Origin of the sequence: Mesorhizobium sp. CA15 (genome assembly GCF_020165215.1) — a bacterium.
GTDB lineage: Bacteria > Pseudomonadota > Alphaproteobacteria > Rhizobiales > Rhizobiaceae > Mesorhizobium.
The window spans coordinates 490,950-510,116 of the sequence record NZ_JAIUHQ010000001.1; the positions used below are offsets into that span (position 1 = coordinate 490,950).

10 protein-coding genes are annotated in these 19,167 nt (G+C 57.3%); 4 read left to right on the forward strand and 6 right to left on the reverse strand.

What is annotated here, in order from left to right; translation table 11 throughout:
• Positions 1 to 67: 67 nt before the first annotated feature.
• A complete protein-coding gene (locus LB515_RS02440) occupies positions 68 to 2,248 on the forward strand; it encodes an AAA family ATPase (protein ID WP_224706636.1) in 2,181 nt (726 codons plus the stop codon).
• Between the two features lie 2 nt (positions 2,249 to 2,250).
• Entirely contained in the window at positions 2,251 to 3,564 is a 1,314-nt protein-coding gene (locus LB515_RS02445) for an McrC family protein (RefSeq protein ID WP_224706637.1), read from the forward strand.
• A gap of 63 nt (positions 3,565 to 3,627) precedes the next feature.
• On the opposite strand, the gene LB515_RS02450 is transcribed toward LB515_RS02445, so the two are convergent.
• The 5 genes from LB515_RS02450 to LB515_RS02470 all read right to left on the reverse strand — a co-directional run bounded on the left by LB515_RS02450 (position 3,628) and on the right by LB515_RS02470 (position 15,421).
• Positions 3,628 to 4,551, reverse strand: coding sequence for a PD-(D/E)XK nuclease family protein (locus LB515_RS02450; RefSeq protein ID WP_224706638.1), 924 nt, complete (start codon positions 4,549 to 4,551; stop codon positions 3,628 to 3,630).
• A gap of 251 nt (positions 4,552 to 4,802) precedes the next feature.
• A complete protein-coding gene (locus LB515_RS02455; protein ID WP_224706639.1) occupies positions 4,803 to 8,141 on the reverse strand; it encodes a DUF499 domain-containing protein in 3,339 nt (1,112 codons plus the stop codon).
• A 14-nt stretch (positions 8,142 to 8,155) separates the two neighbouring features.
• Entirely contained in the window at positions 8,156 to 8,905 is a 750-nt protein-coding gene (locus tag LB515_RS02460) for a hypothetical protein (RefSeq protein WP_224706640.1), read from the reverse strand.
• A 39-nt stretch (positions 8,906 to 8,944) separates the two neighbouring features.
• Positions 8,945 to 11,839, reverse strand: a complete 2,895-nt coding sequence (locus LB515_RS02465) for a DUF1156 domain-containing protein (protein ID WP_224706641.1) — start codon at positions 11,837 to 11,839, stop codon at positions 8,945 to 8,947.
• A 78-nt stretch (positions 11,840 to 11,917) separates the two neighbouring features.
• Positions 11,918 to 15,421 (reverse strand): helicase-related protein, encoded by a 3,504-nt coding sequence (locus tag LB515_RS02470; protein ID WP_224706642.1) that lies wholly within the window; start codon positions 15,419 to 15,421, stop codon positions 11,918 to 11,920.
• A 1,274-nt stretch (positions 15,422 to 16,695) separates the two neighbouring features.
• Between LB515_RS02470 and LB515_RS02475 the strand changes: the two genes are divergently transcribed.
• Both LB515_RS02475 and LB515_RS02480 read left to right on the forward strand, forming a co-directional pair.
• Positions 16,696 to 16,884 carry a hypothetical protein gene (locus LB515_RS02475; RefSeq protein WP_224706643.1) on the forward strand — a complete coding sequence of 63 codons (189 nt, stop codon included), beginning with the start codon at positions 16,696 to 16,698 and terminating at the stop codon, positions 16,882 to 16,884.
• 446 nt (positions 16,885 to 17,330) lie between these two features.
• Positions 17,331 to 17,522 carry a hypothetical protein gene (locus tag LB515_RS02480; protein WP_224706644.1) on the forward strand — a complete coding sequence of 64 codons (192 nt, stop codon included), beginning with the start codon at positions 17,331 to 17,333 and terminating at the stop codon, positions 17,520 to 17,522.
• Between the two features lie 57 nt (positions 17,523 to 17,579).
• Here LB515_RS02480 and LB515_RS02485 read toward each other — a convergent pair whose 3' ends face one another.
• Positions 17,580 to 19,073 carry an aKG-HExxH-type peptide beta-hydroxylase gene (locus LB515_RS02485; RefSeq protein WP_224706645.1) on the reverse strand — a complete coding sequence of 498 codons (1,494 nt, stop codon included), beginning with the start codon at positions 19,071 to 19,073 and terminating at the stop codon, positions 17,580 to 17,582.
• Positions 19,074 to 19,167 lie beyond the last annotated feature (94 nt).

Below are 19,167 nucleotides of genomic sequence, written 5' to 3' on the forward strand. Positions count from 1 at the left end.
CCTTTGAGACCGGTCCTTCGGGGGCGACCTGTGACATCGCTAATTCCCAAACGAGCGGCTGCCTTTGATGACCCAAGCCGACGACATTCGGGAATTCGTACTTCGAGAGTACTTCTCGAAGGCCCGCGCAAACCCCGGGCAGACATTGAGAATACGTGCTGGTGATGTCCACCGCGACATGCGTCTCGACAACGCCCACCCTGCAGTGTGCAGCGTGCTTGGGGGCAACAAACTTCTTGAGGCATCGCGCGCTCGCCTTCTCAGGACAGTCGGACCAAGTAACAGCTCCACCACCGAGTTCTTTTACGAACTTATCCCTGCTGTTCTGAACGTGGATGTAGCTGAGGCCGCGCTACGGGAGCGCTACGGGTCGCCAATACTGGAGACCGATAAGATGGTTGCTTTCTCCTTGCGAGACGGCCGATCGATCGCGTTGCAGAAGGACATCGAAAAGGTGCAGCTCTGGATCGAGCAGAGTGATAGGCAGCTCGACCCTCCAGTCGCCGAATTGCAACACTACTCCGCGGAAAAAGGAAGGCACTCCAACCTGCCCCCCAGGCTAAAGAACAATCCGTCGGATGAGTATCGAAGACAGGGTTTTCCGAAGGCGGTTGTTAGCGTCAGAATCAATGAAGCTCTACAGCTGCCGCAGTTTCTGGATTGGTATGAGAGGGGCTTCGTACCTGGCGATGCATCGGATGACAGTCAAAACGGAAAGAATGATCAGACGATGAGCGCCGTGGCTCCCACTAACCTTATCCTCTATGGCCCACCAGGTACCGGAAAAACGTTCGAAACGGCAAACGCTGCTGTGAACCTATGCGACGGCCTGCTTCCACAGGACCGAGGAAGCGTCATGACAAGATATTGTGAGCTTGTCGAGCGAGGTCGCATCGCGTTCGTCACATTTCACCAGTCATATTCGTACGAGGATTTTGTCGAAGGGCTTCGTCCTGAAACACCGTCGATGGATGGAGCGGAGGACGGGCCAACTGCAAGCGCTGGTTTCGGGCTCAAAGTCCATCCAGGAATTTTCAGGCGCATCGCCGAGATGGCAGGACAAAACCGCGGCCGATCCTCCAATGCCCCAACCATGGATGGCTCCACAAAGGTCTTCAAGATGGCTCTTGGCCGGAGTTGGAGCGAGGAAGGCGACCTATATCTACAGGATAGTCTTGACGGCGGCTTTATCGCGCTGGGCTGGGGAGGAGATATCGACTGGGCCGGCCAAGAATATGAATCCTTTGAGGCCATCAAGAACCGGTGGCAACGCGACCATCCGGAGGCAACCGGCAAGGATCCAAACATAGAACAGCTGAACGCCTTGCGCCGATTGATGCGAGACGGTGATCTCGTGGTCATCTCCGATGGTGCGCACAAGTTTCGGGCGATCGCACAGGTTAGTGGGCCTTACTACTTTGATAAGAACGCCGACTACCATCCACACCGTCGCACCGTCCGATGGCTGTGGCACGGGAACGAAAGCCAACAGCGGGATCTGATCTACGGAAAGATGTTTCGACGTCAGTCGCTTTATCAGTTGGACTCAGAGGCGATCCGTTGGCCCGCGCTAGAACAGCTGGTCGCAAGCAGCGGAGACAATGTTTCGGGCGGCACGCCGGAACCGTACGTCTTGGTGATCGACGAGATCAATCGGGCTAACATCTCTAAGGTATTCGGGGAATTGATCACCCTTATCGAACCGGACAAGCGAGTCGGGGCGAATAACGAACTCAAAGTCACACTACCCTATTCCGGGAAGAGTTTCGGAGTGCCGATTAATCTGCATATCGTTGGAACGATGAACACCGCAGATCGATCGATCGCCCTGTTGGATACAGCACTGAGGCGGCGTTTTCAGTTTCGCGAAATGATGCCTCAACCCGAGCTACTGCCCACAAACCTCGACGGGATAAACGTCAGTGCCGTTCTGTCCAATTTGAATGAAAGGATTGAGAGCCTTTTTGATCGTGAGCATCAAATCGGACATGCCTATTTCATGGGCTGTCGGTCCAAAGCGGATCTCGACGACGTAATGCGAACCAAGGTCATCCCACTCCTAGGTGAATATTTCTATGAGGATTGGGAGAAAATTCGCCTCGTCCTAGCAGAAAACGTCGACGATGGTGGGTTCGTCAGACGCCGCAAGATAGCCCCGGTTAGTGGCAACAACGGCGATTTTGGCAATGACCGCTGGCGCTACACGCTACAGCCAGCATTTGCTTTGGCCGCATACAAACAGCTCTAGGCATGATTAGACGAACCATTCGCGAATGGGGATACCTCCCAATCGACCGATCTGGTGAGGGAGAGTTCACCCGCACAGTCGCCGATAGGCTCCTGGAACTTAGTCGAACCAATCCATTGGGCGGTCAAGATGGCGAATGTATCCTGACTAATCATCCTCATCGGCTGCGGGCGCAACAGGTGGTCGGAATGTTGGCGGCCCCGGGAGTCACATTAGAGATTCTCCCCAAAATAGATGGGGCCGATAGTGATGGCGCTACGCGTCGCAGCCTCATCCATATGCTTGCAGCTGTCATCGATCTCGAAATCGCGGACGGAGCCATCACGGATCTTGATTGGCAGAAAGACGATCTGCTCGAGATCCTTATTCGCCTCTTCTGCGATCAGCTGTTCAAAGCGCTGCACCGCGGTATGCCAAGACAATATGTCGAACACGAAGATGACCTCGCAGCTATCCGTGGTCGGCTCGTCCTCAAGCGGCAATTCACGACGTTGTCCGTCACTCCACAGAAGCTTGCTTGTCGGTTCGACGAGTTGAGTCCCGATATCGCCCTTAACAGGATAATGAAGGCCGCGCTCTCGCGTCTCTCTAGCATCGCGAGATCGCCCCTCAATCAACGACGATTGGCGGAGCTCGCTTTCGCATTCTCAGAAATCTCTACGGTTCCCGTGGCCCAATTGCCGTGGGATCGTGTCGCGATTGACAGGACAAATCGCGCCTGGGCGCAGCCACTAGAATTAGCCAAACTACTCCTTGGTCGACGCTACCAAAATACCAGCGGCGGAGAAGGTCGAGGTTTCTCGCTTCTCTTCGAAATGCACACTCTTTTCGAGGAGTTCGTCGGTCGTAAGGTCAGGCAGGCGCTTTCAAAAACGAAATATGCCGTCTCTTTGCAAGGCCCAACGGATCACGCGTTGACCGACTACCATAGCGGGAGGCGCTCGTTTTTGACTCGCCCTGATATCATAGTCTCTCGTGACGGTAACCCTGTGCTTATCATCGACACAAAATGGAAAAGATTGAGTAGCGAAATTGATGATCAGAAGCACGGCGTGAGCCAAGCGGATGTTTATCAGTTAATGGCTTATGCTCACGTCTATCGATGCGATCGCCTTATGCTGCTCTACCCCCATCACAATATGCTAGGTCGAGAGGCAGGTTTGATCGCCACACACCACATAGCTGGTACACTTGATACTCGGCTCGGCTTCGCTACGTTCTCTCTGTCCCAGCCTCGATCGGCGGCAGAGCAATGCCATGGATTGATCTTCAACGAGGCAGGGGCCGTGAACTTGCCCCATCTCCTAGCTGCATGAACCGCTGAACAAACCTTCTCCTCCAGTCCGCTAACTGAAACGATCGCCATCCCAGAGACCATACTACGGTCGTCGCATGCCGCGGTTTGCCTCAATTGCTTCCGCTACCTCTCTCCGAAGGTAAAATTCCTGAAGCTTGATAAGCGCCCCTAGAAAATGACGTACGTGCGGTTCGACTTCGACGAAATCCAAGGTCGGATCAACATGTGCGACAGGGATCTCAACGCCGGCATAACTCTTTGCAATTGTCGTCCGCCAACCCGGATCAATGAGTTCACGAAGAGCGCTTTCGGCACCAATCGGATCTCTCGTGTCGACGCGCAACTCCGCCGTTCCCATCTTTGCTTTCAGAAGGAGCTTGTCGCCACGTCTTGGCAATGCATGAGGAAGATGAATGATAGAATCGTCGTGCCCAGCCTTGTCGACCCATGCCATCCTTAATCCTGGGAACTCCGAATTTGCGATCTTGTACACGCCTTGGTGGAACGCCGTCATACACGTGTCGCGCTTCTTCACGTAGCCGGCGTGAGAGTCAAAGATCGCTTCGCGCAATATGTGGATTTTGAACGCGTGCCGATCTCTATTGTGACCTTCAAGCCAATCGGCGATCCATTCGTATGACAGACACCCGTCTAGAAGCTCCCTTTCCTGTAAAGGCAACGAGTCGATGTATCCTTGAGGTGCCGCGAGAACGACGAGAAATTTGTCCCAAAGGGATTTCGCGATACCCTCTTCACCACGCAGCCGGTATCTTTCAAATTGGCGGATCATCCTAGTTGCGCGGATCTTGTTTTCAATCAGGACCGCTAGGCTCGTCCCTTGGTTTGCGAATACGATCTCCACATCTGTTTCTCCGAGAGAGCTTTCATGAACACTCCGCCGTACTGATCGCACTGGATAGGTGTCATCCAGCCCGAGATGGTGAGCTAGACCCACGATAAACTCAGGCTCTGTGCCGGCCAGTTCACATAGGACGAGGTCGGTCATAACCTCCTCCACTCGGTTCAATGTTCGACTGCTCACATAAACGCTAGACACGTCCCCTCCCCATTCAGCCCACTCGCATCACGGTTTGACAATAACAGCAACCAGTGGGAAGTGACCTAGTTTTAAGGCTAGAATAGTACAGCGAGTTCACGTCTGGAGAACCTCTCAGTGTGAAAATGGTGTTTTACGTTGAGGGATGATCCGTACGTATCAACCTTGAAAACAAAGAGTTCAGGCGGCCCCTAAAAAAACTAATCGTCGAAACCGGTCGAATCTACCCTGAATTTCAGCTGCCTGGTATTATCCCTGATCACGCCGACATCGTTGTCATCGAATCCCTCTTCGTGGGTAGCCTGAATATCCAGCGTTAGCGTAACCTTGGCGCCCGGATGGCGTTGCAGCTCGGCCACTACTGCATTTACGATCGTCTCAAATGACTTGATAGGACGCACGGTGTCGATCTCGACCGTGCCGAAGAAGCGCCGCGGCTTGCGGTTGGTTGGCTGGGTCGTTTGATAGGCACCAACACCAAGGTTACTAGGTTCGTTCGATCCCAGCGTTGGCGCCGCGGTTCCCTTGTTGTCAGACGGGAGCGAAGCCTCGGCGGCGACTTCCTTGCGAATAATGACCCCCTTCGCAGGAAATACCGTAGGAGCGAGCTTGCCGAAGATCAGCCCCACGTACCTTCCCACTGCCTCATCATATCGATCCGCGTACCCAAACAATGGATCAGAGGTAGAAACGCCTTCTGCAATCGCGCTCTCCAGCACGGCCGGATCGCGCAGCTTCGGCAGGTAGACATAGGAGGCGAACCACTCCTTCAGATCGGCAATTGGCAGGAAATCGACGTGTTCGGGCCACAAGCTCGCCAGCTTCGCCATCAGCATTCTTGGGCCGAGCGTATCCTTGATGATGCTGTCACCGCGCGATGAAAGCTTCTCGTACACGGAAGCTGCGATTGACGGGCGCTCGCGCGACAGCAATGTCGTCTGTGCAATCTCGAAAGGACGACCATCAAGCGCCGCTTCATCTTTTTCTGCGTAGAGGATGTGAGTCCAGGCCGACCGGATGGCCTTCTCGGCTGCGTCTCCGCTCGTCTTGGCCCGGTCCTTTACATCATCTATCTGGCCTTGAGTGAGCTGCTTGCGAAGGTCACCTTTATCGGCTTCCTTCTCTATTGATTTCCACGCCAGCGCTTTTCGGACCACCTCCCGGGCGGTTTCTAGAGCTGCTTCGTCCGGAGCGGAAAAAACCAGAGTGTTTCTGTATCTGCGTTGCGACGTACGACAGCGGGTAAGAGCACTAGTCGCCTGATCGACTGCCGCCGAGAAGGCAGCTCCGCGGCTATGGACGTGACTGGGACCGAAGATGACGAGGGAAAGCGCGTTCGCTTCATCCACAGCGCTAGGGTCATCGGGCGCCGCGTAAATCTTTGCGAACCCTGTCCCGCCGCGCTGGTTTGCCTCGGTCATAAGCACCCGAACGATCTCAGCGTCGACTCCGTGGGGCGGCAAGGCCTTCGCGCGCTCGTCGGCCAGACGGTTAAGGGTCGGCTGAGTGGAAAACCAATAGCGTCCGGCATCCTCGTAGAGGTAGGTCGCCCGCTCATGCAGTTCTCGGAGCGCTTCACCGAAAATAGCCAGCTGGTCGCCGGGCTCGGCGGAGGCAAGTCGAATTCCTTGCCCAGTGACACCATGATGGGGTTGACCTACTGTCGGCGCCGAGCACAGGAAAACGGCGCGCGCCGAACGAGTGGCGGCGCGCGTCTGCGAGATGCGGCGCGTGGTGACGGCTTCCATCCGTGACGGCAAGGATCCGTCTCCGTCGACCTCGCTGTCCACCACCGCCGAGTAGGCCGGATCGAGTGGATAAATGACAGAGGCCTTTACCCGCTCATCAGCAATCGGCACACGGGCGGGGAGGATCAGGGGGTCACGAGCCCGCTGCTGCCACAAAACGCTCACGACATTGGCCATGAACCGCAGCACGCCACGGGTGCGCTGAAAGTTTGGCAGGCTCGACCAATCCTTGGAGAGACGCTCGAAGAGCTCGGGGTGAATAGGATAGGAGAGACGTAGTAAGTCGGCGTAGCGCTGCTCGCGCACGTGGGCTGGAAACTCCCCTGGATTGCTTTTGTATAGTCCGTGGAAGGCTTTAACCGTCTCGTCCCGCGCCTTTTCGCCTTCACTGTCCAGTTCCTGGAAGAGCCGGCGGCGCACGATCTCGTAGGTCTCGTTGCCGTGTGCCGCGAGCCAGGGGGACCCGGTGCGGCCGAAGACCTTTTCCAGGCGCTGCAGCGCCTCTAGTCCTTTTGCGCCGCCGGCTTCTTGCGCGCTTTCCGGCAAGGAACCGACCACAAGGACGTCGGGAACCATCTTGGCGGCTTCGGTGAGCGACTGGATAAAGGACAGAAATGCCTCGAAGCGGTCATCCGGAAGCTGGCGCGCGAATGCGACCACCTCATCGAGCAGGATCAGGCTCGATCCCGCCTTTCGGAAGACCTCGACCATGAGTTCCGACCCGGGATTGGTGCCGGCATCCTCCGCCTCTCGAACCAGCGCAAGTCCATCATCGCCCGCCAGCCGCCAGGCGATGTAGCCCCATAGAGTTCGGACCTTCGGCCCGTTGCTCAGCACCAGCGAAGAATCCACTCCCTTTGCGGTGCCTACGAACACAGCGGTCTTGATCCGGGGCCAATTCTTGATACCGAGCGTCTCGGCGAGTTCGGCAACGCCCTTGAGCACTCTGAGATCAGTTGCATTAGCGAGGTGATAGAGCGCCAACATCGTGTGCGTCTTGCCACCGCCGAAAGAAGTCTGGAGACCGAGAACAGGATCGCCGCCGGCACCAGTCAGCCGCTCCAAGCCGGTGCGCACCACGCGCTGCAAGCCCTCCGTCAGGAAGGTAATGCGGAAGAAATTTTCTGGCGTCGCGTAATCTTCGCTCGCTTGCCCCATGTCCACGGCGGCGAGGTCGGCAGCGAATTCCGACTGTTTGTATCGGTTGGCCAGCACATCCGGATGCGGAAAGGCAACCTCGATCCACGGGCGAGAACTTCCGCCGGACGCCGCCGTGTCTTCGAGACCGAGCGACAGCGTGCCGGCCTGGGGCTGTTGCGCGGGAGCGGCTGTGGGTGCGACCCCTTCGGGCGCAGTTACTCCATCGCGACGTTGGGCCTCATACAGCCGCTCAAGCTCATCGACTTCCTTCTTAGGTCCCTTCACAGCCCGGGCGAGACAGACCATCGCGTCGAGATATCGAAGCGCCTCGGCATCCATGAGCGGGAGGGCAAGATGAGCCGTGGCGTTGCGAGCGTCGAAAGCCGTCGAGAGGAAGTTTCGAACCTTGAATTTTTCATTGCGAGCGAAGGCGTCATCAAACGCGTCTCGCCACTGATCGATCATGGTCTTCAGCAGGCCGTAGACGTCCAGCGGATCGAGCTGGCTCGACCCCTGAGCTTTGCTCGCATACATGATCCAGCGCTTGCCGAACTTGGCTTCCATGCGCTCGGCAATGAACGGCTGGATCGCCTTCTGCAGATGGAATAATCCATCCTGGACGCGCCTGAGGGTATCCTTTTCGCGTGTCACGCTCGTTTTTCCTCTCAACCGTTCAGTCTGCCGTTCGTCTTCCTGTTGGAATGACGGTTAGCTTTGATCTCTGCAAGCTCACGCCGGGCGTCGATCGCCCTGCATATCTCGCGTTCGCGCTGACAATAGAGCAGGAAACCTGTCAGTGTCTTCGCGCCCGGTTGCTTTATTCTTGTCCCAGCGAACGTTTCCGGTGCGCCCGTCTCACTGAGAATAGACACATCGAGCTTGCCGGATTGGTCCCTTCGCAAATAGGCGACATTGACCGCGCAACCCCGATAATCCCGATCGAGGCGCAGCGTTATCGACTTGCCGTCTCCAATACCCAGCAGATCGAGCTGCTGTCTGCTGGAGCCAACGATTAGGAAGGGAAGCCAGCGGCCGAGCCAGTCCGCGCGGTGCTTGGGCTTCTTGGCTGGAGCGGTGATCTGCGTTGATCTGTTCTCACGCCAAGTGCTCGTGTCCGTGCAGGGATGCTTGGGCCATGGAGGCCCGAGATCGTCGAAGAACACGCGGCTGCCATGGGAATTCCTGTAGAAGAACACCGACATCCCGCAGACGGGACACCGAGCATTGGGAACGGTCAGGCTGCGCAGGTCGAGGGAGGCGCTGCGCATGGAGAGTGGCAACGCCCGAGGATAGCTCCGCTCTACGGGCTTTGGCGGCGCTGCGCCCCGCCCGCTGCCATACGGCGTATTGCCGTGCCAGACGCCGCCCCAGCCGCAACTACAATTCTTCGGATGATTCCAGGCATTGCAGCCCATGGCGTTCTCCCCCGCGCCCGAGCATCATCGTAACGGTCGCTACGCGAACAGGTCTCCCATTTCGGTCGGTTTCAGTTCGTCGGAAATGTTCGCCGCGCGGTCGACGAGATGCGGCCATTCCTCCGCGAGCTGGTTGTAGACCAGCGCCTCCGCCGCCCAGCCCTTGTCGGTCGCGATCTGGAACAATCGGTCCAGCAGCGCGCGAGCGTCCGTCGCTTTCGGTCCCATCTCGGCGACAAGCTGCGCAGCAGCCTGGGCACCACCTTGCTCGTTCTTCAGGTCAAGCGCGCGCGCCGTATGCTGCACGCATTCCCAAACGGTCAGGCGTCTGTCCTTTCGAGGCGACCAACTCGGGCTCAGTTCGTCGCGCGGCTTCAGTGCAGTTTTACCCCTCAAATCGATAAAGACTTCTGAGTCGAACAACGCATCGGTCGAGGTGTTTTTGGCATTGGCGAGCATAATCAGTTCGCCGGACGAGCGCGGATCTAAGCCATAGGAGGCGAACCAAGCGAGCGCAACCTGAGTTTCGGCATCGAAGGTGGCGAGAATTTCGTTGTCGATCTCCTCCCAGACGCGGTTGATAACGGATAGCGCGGTTTTCACCGACATGGCGCTATCGTCATCCTCCAGCACCTCCGAGAACCTCGTGAAAACACCCATACCCGGACCGATCACCGATTGCTGCATGTCGACGGGGCCAACGCCAGCGGCGCGGATCTTGGCAATGGCGTCGGGGAGTTCGCGACGCAGCGCTGCCGTAAAGCCTGCGCGGTCCACCGTCTGGGAAGTGTCAGAGCGTTTGCGGCAAACGAGCACGATTGAGGATGCCAGGGCATTGATCTTGCCCTTCAGGTTACCCGTAAGTTCCGTTCTTACAGGCCAAGTGCCATCAATCAGCAGCCCCGCATCCACAACCCCTTGAAGGAAAGATGCCCATCCGGCCGAACTTATCCCATCGTCCGAAGCCTCTGACTGTTTGAATGCGTAGTAGATTGCTATGGGGACATCATTTGTTGCAGCGCCACGAATGGCGATGAGCGCATTGCCTATGCCTTTCATGAAAAACGCTTCAGCCTCAGCCTTCCCACCGTGTCGAAAAGGTGTAGCAACCAGCTCCTGGTCCTTCGGAGTAGTGAGCCTTCGAAAGAGATCAGGCCAGATGCCTCCGAGCGAAACCCTTAGCCAAACATAGAAGAAATCCGACAGTGTCGCATAACCTATGTTATCATAGTATGGAGGATCGGTTGAAACGACAACGGGTCTTACCGGATAGTTATTCTTAGCAGCATCTAGTTGCTCTATATAGCATTGACTGGTTCCATTCACCCAGCTCTCTATTGATTTTGCAGGAAATTCAAGCTGATCTAAGAAATTTCCAGTAGAATTACTAAAAATATTCGTCTCTACAAAATCCCATGTCATTGCAAAAGCCTGTCGGCCAAATACTTGCTGTATCTTTTGGCTAGTATTGTCCCAGAAATTTAGCGTGCAGCTGCGATTAACTTGCCGACTGGCACTTAGTGCGAGGTACGTCGCCACTGCGTCGGCATATCCGTTAGCGTCAGCCAAAGCTCCAACGTTCTTGGCATCTGACCCCACTACTTGACGTGCCTCTTCGACAAGCTTGTTAAGTGTCACGAGCGCTAGAATCTGACGATCGGTAAAAAGATGCCCCCAGGTGCGAAGCCCATAGGCTGAGCACACACCGCCGGTGATTAGTGCTCGCGTTGGCGTCTCCGGTGAAAGAAAGGAGGCGCGGGCCTCACTGACGACAGGATACGCGCCTGCGGATCGTGCAAGCTGCTCGTCAGCCGTGGCCGGGGCAAGATAGATTCGCCTACGATCGCCCTCCATTATGACGGCCATAAGCTTTGAGCCTAGTCTATCGGATTTACCTTCAGCTTGAGCGTAGCTCCGTTCAATAGTCGAACCAGTGAGTAGACAGACAAAGCCCTGTCCTTTGCCTGCCTTGGTGCCGAGTTTTAGCCGATCCTCATCCGCCTTATCCAGCTTTCCGGTCTTTACCTCGAAACGCCAGCCATCTGGCTCTGCCGGGTCGAGCACGGGCTCGACCCATGCCTTCTTACCTTCCTTCGTAGACAGCATGAAGGAGGAGACTAGCGGCACCATTGCGCCCTTGGCAGCCGGATCAGGCGAACGCACAGTGCGCGCCCACAGCCATGCAATAACCGTCGCCTCGGAACCATCCTCCAGCTTCGTCTTTGGATAGAAATGGCCGATGCGCTTTTCAGCTTCGTCACGCATCCACCGGCCATAGTAGCGCACATCCTCGGCAAGGCCTTGGGCACCCCTTCCGTTCCAACGTCCGCCGCGTTTTAGCTCCGCTTGGCTTTTCGGATTGACGGGCGGAAGGCCAGCGAATTTCGGCGGGATCTCCACCAAAGCCTTGCCGATCAATACCGCGACAGGGTTGAGGTCCGAACCATAGGCGCGCAGACCCAGTCGCTGAGCCTCCAGTGGGATTGAGCCGCCGCCCGAGAAGGGATCGTAGACCGGAGGCGCCTTCTCCTGCAGATAGGCAAGAAGCGCCTTACCGTCGCTCTTGGCCGGCGGTTCTTCGCCTAGCCCCCAAGCGACTGAGCGCGCAATCTCCCAACGCGCTCCATTCAGGATGTGCTCGTCGTTCGACGCCTCCCAAGGGACCATTTCCTCAATGACCTTGTGCAGCCGTCGACGCTCGGCCTCGATCTTTTCCTCGTCGTGGCCGAACTTCTCAGGCCAGGAGGACGGATCATCGACGAGCTGGGCGAACAGCACCGCGCGGCAAGCCGCCAATGGCCGCCGCGCCCACCAAAGATGCAGTGTCGAAGGATGTCCGTGTCGGATAGACTTTTCCCGCGCCGACGCCTTGTTGATGGCCTCGAGCGGGATCGAGACCTCGATGAGCTTCTTACGCGGAGCCGTTGTCATCATACCGAAACCTTCATGCTCTCCCTGTTGGGCGGCCGGTTCGGCTTACGCGTTCACGGAATCCTCCAAGGAATCGGGGCCTCAGTTCGGCCCGGTGCCGATCGATAGCAGATCGGCGACGTTGAACACCACTGCCGTCTCGGCAAACCCCAGTTCCCTGTTGAAAAACTTCCGGACATAAACAGGCTTGCGCACAAATCCTGCGTCGATCCGCACAATGGCGAGGATGAAAGCGTCAGCCGCATTGAGCGAGGCCAGGATTTCGTTCTTGGTCAGGATTACTTCGCGACCGTCCGAATGACGGCCCTTCACTTCGATAAAGCGGAGGCGGCCAGTATTGCCGTGTCGACTCTCGATGTCCCAGCCCTTCTTCTCGGCGGACACGTCCCGCGGCTCGTGTCCAAGCGCACGCTCGGCTTCGAATACCGCTTCCATGGCCAAGCGCTCACTTTCGGCGCGTTGAATCGGATCCTCGGCAAATTCCGATGGCGTGGTAGGAGGCGCAGGCTGTTTCGCCCGTAGCAGACCACCCGGAATGACGAGCGCCGCGCCCTTGAGGACCGGCGGGAGAGCTGAAATCTGCCGCTCACGCTCGAGCTCTGACTGCCTGAGATGCAGGCGCTCGACGAGCCGAGCCGCCATCGCCTCTGCGTTCTGGGCGTTGAGGCGCTGCTCCTTGCCGGCGCGCTCCTCCTCACGCAGCCGTGCCGCACGAGCATCCCAATAGTTGATCTCGCGATTCAGGCGCGCACGGACCTCGCGGTCAATCTTGTCGATCTCCGCTACTCTCCGGACGCGGACTTCTCTCAGATGTTCGGGCACCAAGGTGCGCACCGCGAACCCGAGCGCCTGCTCTTCGATATTCCCGGACAACCAGGGAGCGGCAATCTGGTCGGCAGCCAGCTTCAGTTCCTCCTCGGTCGCGGGCCTGCAGTCGAGATAAGGCGCCGGTCCACCGTCGATCGCCATCCCGTCCGGCTTCAGGAACAAGAACTGCAGGCGCTGCGATATCGCGCGTGGTTCGCCGGACCGGCCGGTGCGCCCGTCCCGAATAGCATGTTCCAGATAGACGAGCAGCCGCGGCTCCAATCCTTCATCGGTATCGTCGACGAGCACCGCGCCCTCGGCAAGGAGCGGCTGAAACCTTTCGAGAATGACATCGACCAAGAATTCGAGGAGCGGATGGCCCGGAGCCACGAGCTCGGCCTGCGGCTGGCCGACAATGAAGGCTTTGTCAAAGGTGATCCGCGCGTAGCGGTCGAGGACGGGATCGGAGCGGCCGATCAGCCGGTCGCGTTCCTTGAGAATGGAGGGGACCCGCAGGATCTCATATCGGCCCTTCTCACGCTCCGCAATCCGACCTCCGAGCATTATGAACGCCTCACGGAAAAACCCACCGATGAAGTGCGGCTGGAGGCGTCGCGCCGCGGCCCGTTCCATCTGTTCGCGGATTTCCGCGACGGCCGCTGCTGACATTCCTTCCGAGGTGAGTTTCCGATCCGCGACTAGTTTCTCGATGGCTTCGACATCGACCGCGCCTTCTACCTTGCGGAACAGCTCGGCCTTCTTTTCCGGCCGGTCTCCGTAACGGATCGCGGCGACCAAGAGGTCGCGGAGAGCCTGTCCCTCGAACAGCTCACCGAGGACATCGTAGACGCGGCCGCCTAGCGCCGTGCGTGCCTCTTCCAGTTTCTCCAGCAGCCGGCGATAGACCTCGCCCTCACGGGTGTTCGCTGCAACCAGATTCCACAGATGGCAGACCTCAGTCTGGCCGATGCGATGGATGCGACCGAAGCGCTGCTCCAGGCGGTTCGGGTTCCATGGCAGATCGTAGTTGACCATTAGATGCGCGCCACGCTGGAGGTTGACACCCTCGCCAGCTGCGTCGTTGGCGATCATGACCCGAACCACGGGATCCGAATTGAACGCCGCGATCGCAGCCCGGCGCGCCTCGCGGGCGATGCCGCCGTGGATCACGACCACCGCGGCCGGATCGCCGATGCTTGCGGCAATCTTCTGCTGCAGATATTCGAGCGTGTCCTTGGGCTCCGTGAAGATCAGCACCTTGCGCCGGGCGCCGCTCATCGGGTCGACCATCATCGGCTCGTCGAGGATCGATTCCAGCTGCCGCCACTTGGTGTCTTGGCCCGATAGCTTGAGGCGCAGTGCACGCTTCTCCAGGTCGGACAGGATCGCGATTTCGGTCTCCAACTCCGCGAGCGTTGCAGCCGCAGTGGCCTGGTCCACGATCTGGTCTTCGGCGGCCTCTGCCTCAACACCCGGAACGTCGTCGGCGTCGTCAGGGTCATAGGAAGGCAGGCTCGGACCCGCAGCCAACCGAGCGGAGCCCGTCTGCCGCATCAGCTTTTCCTCCCGCAATCGCTCCTCAAGGCGATTGCGGCGCCGTTCCAAGGACCGATGGATTGCCGCGGGGGACGAAGCCAAACGGCGCTGCAGAATCTGAAGGGCGAAGCCGACGCTCGAACGTCGTTTGTCATCGCCCGTGCGGTCCGCGCGATTCATCTCTTCCCGCACATAGGTCGTGACTGCCTGGTACAGATCCCCCTCAGTCGGCGACAGTTCATAACTGGCTGTGTAGGCGCGGCGCTCGGGGAACAGCGGAGTGCCATCGAAACGGTAGAGTTCTTCCTTGGTGAGCCGGCGCATCATGTCGGACACATCGGCCTTGTGGACACCTTCCCTGAAGCGCCCCTCAAACCTGTCCGCGTCCAGCAGCCCCATGAAGAGCTGGAAATCGGCTTCCTTGCCGTTGTGCGGCGTGGCAGACATCAGAAGGAAATTGCGGGTTCGGGTTCCGAGGAGCTTGCCGAACTTGTGGCGCTGGGTTTCCTTTACCTCACCGCCGAAATAGGAGGCGGCCATCCGATGCGCTTCGTCACAGATGATCAGGTCCCAGTCGGCAGCAGCTTCGAGCTTCGACTTTAGCTCGTCGGAGCGTGCGGCCATGTCGAGCCGGAGAATCAGTCGGTTGTCCTCGACGAAAGGATTCCCCGTTACGGAGGCCTCGATCTGGTCACGCGTGAGTAGGTCGAAATGGAGGGCGAACTTCTCGGCCATCTCCTCCTGCCATTGCTCTACCAGACTGCCTGGTGCCACGATCAGACATCGCTCCAGGTCGCCGCGTATGAGAAGTTCCTTGATGAGGAGACCAGCCATGACGGTCTTGCCGGCGCCTGGATCGTCTGCCAGCAGGAAACGCAGGGGCTGCCGCGGCAGCATCTCGCCATACACAGCAGTGATCTGATGGGGCAGCGCCTCAATCTGAGAAGCGCTGACCGCCAGGTAAGGATCGAAAAGATGAGCGAGCCGGATCCGATAGGCTTCCGACGCGAGTTTCAGTAGCCCCGCGTCTGCATTGAACGTATACGTGTTGCCCGGAGCAAGAATCTCGAATCCTGTCTCTTCACCACGATAAATCAGGCGCTCCGCGACTTTTCCTCCTGTGCGGAACACGAGATTGATCGCATCGGGCCCGAACTTGGTGACCGAAACGACTTCTGCAATAGTTGCAGGCTCGAGTCCCTTGATTCGTGCGCCAGATTTGATGTTGTCAAATATGCTCATCGCGCTGTTACAGGGGAACTTAGGTGGCGCGTCAATGGCGATCTGTGGAAGATCGTTGGCGGAGCATCAGTCTGCATCTTCACGCGTTCGACGACGTCGTCTGGTTTCTACGAGAGCCCCCTTAAGCGTTCGAGATGCAGAATCATCTGGGCACTGCCGTCCCCGGCAGAAGCGCGATGCTCATCTTCAGTTGTTTCGCGTTCATCCCGTGCGCTCTCGACAAACGGCTAAGTGTGAAATTGGGTTTTTACACTGAACCTCTCCTCGCGATCTTGATCCGACGCGAGCGATGGCAGTCGGCTGTCCAACGTCCTAGAGCTTCGCACTTCCCGGCGGGTCGAAAGCAAATCCGTCAATTCGAAAAGCACCGCGTTATTTAAAATGGTTCCGAAACGCATGCGCTAGAAGGTATACCGGAATCCAACACCCGCATGTGAGTATAGATATCGTCAAATGGCGGCGATGCGGAAATATACGCTGCCTCGACAATAAAATCATTTCATGTAACATGATCTCACTTTCAGAAGGAGGAGCCTCTTTTACCGATTTTTCAGGAACACCCTCTGTCACTGACTCGGCAGTGATTAAGCAATGGTATTCACCTTCTTCGCCCCCTCGCAAAATTGGTAGCTGCGGCTTATTCCTCAGCGTACCCATTATACCCCGTTCAATCGGCGCTCCGGTTCTGCGTCCAAAATTAGAAAATTCGGGTAATCTCTTGCCATTTTCTGGAACTCGACGAGCCGTCTTTTCTCCCTCTACACGTATTAGCAAAAGTTCTTTGGCCTCTATGCAATAACCAAGCTTCTTAAATTTTCGAGGCTCTCGATGAAAAAGGCATATAACACAGGTGTATTGATCAGAATACCGGGAGACATTTCTCCGCGAGTTGTAAGAAATTCTCCTAGCCTTCTTCTTAGCTGAGCCACCCCGACTGACAGCCCATCCCCACCCAAGTCGGCCAGAAAGCGTATTGGCCGATTCCCTATGCAGGTAGACCTTTGGCAACAATTCCCCGCAGACGTTGCAATTATGTCTTGTCCCACTCAAGGCTCTCCCCTCCCAACCACTCAGTCCGAACCAGAGAGCAGCTCGGCAAGCCCATCATATTACGACTACATGAGATGTGAGATGGGTTCAACGACAACCAGAACTTCGCCAACCACAGCAAAGAGAGGGCTGCGTACGTTCCACCGCTCGCATTTGGCATCGTCCTGACGAGCCATTATCATTGGCAGCCGCTGACGTGGATTGCCATCGGAGTAGACATCATCATGGTTAAGACCCCCGCCCCCCAATTGCCGGAAGATGCTACGGCCTGGATGAACAGCCTTAAACCAACTGTTCGTGCTGAGATCGACCGGTTGATGAAGGAGACGGGAGTAGTAAGCTTTGCCAAATATTGGCGGGAGCACAGGAGCGAACTTGAGGAGTTGGAGCGCAGCTTTGACACCAATTTCTAGGGAAGGGCGTGGACGCTGTATCCATCGCTTCACCATTGATGGCTTATCGTATGAGTTCTCAGCAACCACCGGCGGCCCCGTTACGTTTCGCATAATTGGCGGGAGCACACGGTTGAAGAGCTATTCAGGCAGTTCGTGGGAAGACTGGGATGACGAAGGCACGCAGTTCAACGGTAGCGGCTACTACCGGAATGCATTTCCCGTCCTGCGGCATGTGGCGTCACTTACAACCGAATGGGTCTGGCGTGTGCGACCGTATAGGTTCTACTTCGAAGCAATAGACCGGAGAAGGTACCATATCTATCGCCATCTAGTGAATCGATATGTTGGGCCTACAACCTCGCAATATACGCACTACCTGCACGGTACCCGTTTCTGGTTCGTTCGCACCGTGGACGGTCCAATTAGACGGTCAGTCTGACAAACCCTGACGACACGAGGACAACTTGAACTCCAAATCCACCAAGGCAAAGAGGAATTCTCTACCTGTGATGACGCTTTCTGAACTCGACAGGAGAGACGGTATCGAGCGCTACGATCATCTTATAGACCCCTTGGACAGATATCTTGCAAGCGAGAAAAAGGAAGGGGCCGACCTCGCGGAAGCCGGCGAGACTGACGAAGGCGCCCGCACTTGAATATCGATGTTGCCCATCGTTGGCCTTAAGTGCCCGATGAGCGTGGAGCGTCACAATCTATTCGAATTGGACGATCACGGCATTTTGCCTACTCGTTGAACGATCGAGATAAGTCCCATCCTCGAGAATAGTGATGGTGGATCGATAGGCCCTTTCGAGTTCCATCAGCAAACCGGGATTCGATTTCATCAAACGCACCTTGCGTTCTCGGACGATGCGGACGGTCTCGCGACAAGATGGCGAGCAGGGGAAATGCCAGCAGAGCCCTCCACCCCTATACATCGCGGAGGCATCGCATTCAGACGCGACGATCGCACGACCTTCACGGGCGACCTTTCTAACCATCACGGCAAAGACGTCGCCGCCTACCTCGCGTGCGGCCGGCCACTCACGAGAGAACCATTCGCAGCAGCAAGCCGGGATACCTAGTAACTCGCCAGCACGGTCGTCGCTGTCGAGAAGCGCGGCCTCCCGAGCAAGTGACGGATCCCTATGGAGATACAGGTGAACCTCGCTTTTGGAATCGGCGTCCAAGATATGCGCTGCGTCACCGGAAACATTGCTAAACTGCCCGAGTCTTGGGTCGGGGATCGACCGGATGACCCAACTAGAGGCAGCGACACTCAACGTCGAGACGAGGGCGAAACCGTCTTTTGATATCTCGGCAAACGGCAGAGTAATACGCGAGACCTTGTCGCCGCGTTCGGCCATGTCAAGTTCTGCACGCTGGATGGCGTCGAGACCAACCGGCTTCGTGGAATATCCGGCAGCTGTGACGACTTCGCGGCGAGCGGAAACTGCCCTTGCCGGGGACTCGAGCTCCGTCTCCATCAAGTCCACAGCCAGGTCGCGTATGAGGTTACAGACTTCTACCCCTGCTGCGTCAAAGAGACAGATCATCGCCAAAGCGAGACGGGCGTCGAGCGTGCGAAGGCGGCGAGCCACGAGCTCACGAGCCTTCCCGCGATCTGGCAACTCCATCCAGAGCTCGGGTGTAGTCGCTTTGGCAACTGCGCGCCACAACTGGCGAACGGCTGCATAACTGAGGATTCCGTGTGAGACACGCTCGATAGTCCGCACCGAACTGGTGAAAGGCGAAAGGACGCCGACCCGCTCGTCGGTGAGGGGTTTGAGATCTGTATCCAGCGCAATCCGCGCAGCGAGCGTCACATGCAGCGATTCGTGCACAGCTTGCTCTGCGAGGATAAGCGGTGGATTCTCTACGCCGATGGCAGCAAACCCAGGGAACTGCAAACTCGATAAGGCCCTGATTTCTCCGCGTGGCCCGTGTAGTCCAGCGATAAGATCAACAGCCTGAACGACTGAGAGGAGCCTATGAAGATGCAGTTGACCTAGCAAGTGTTCAGCAGCCATCCATGCTGCTCTAACTACCTGCGGATCAGCAACGAGTTGCTCCTCCCGACTGCGACCGATGATGCGTTTCAAAGATCTCGTCACCGGTAGAATGTTCGCGCACTCGTTCGCGTCGCGCGCATGAGAAATAATGCGCAGTGCGATACCTGGGTCGGGAGCACTGTCGCTAAGGGACATCTCCGCAGCCCAAGTGCGGAACGCTGGATCAAGGCAGGCCTGTTCTACAACGCTCACCTTTAGGGAGCGTAGGGAGACAGAGTCATCACAGGTT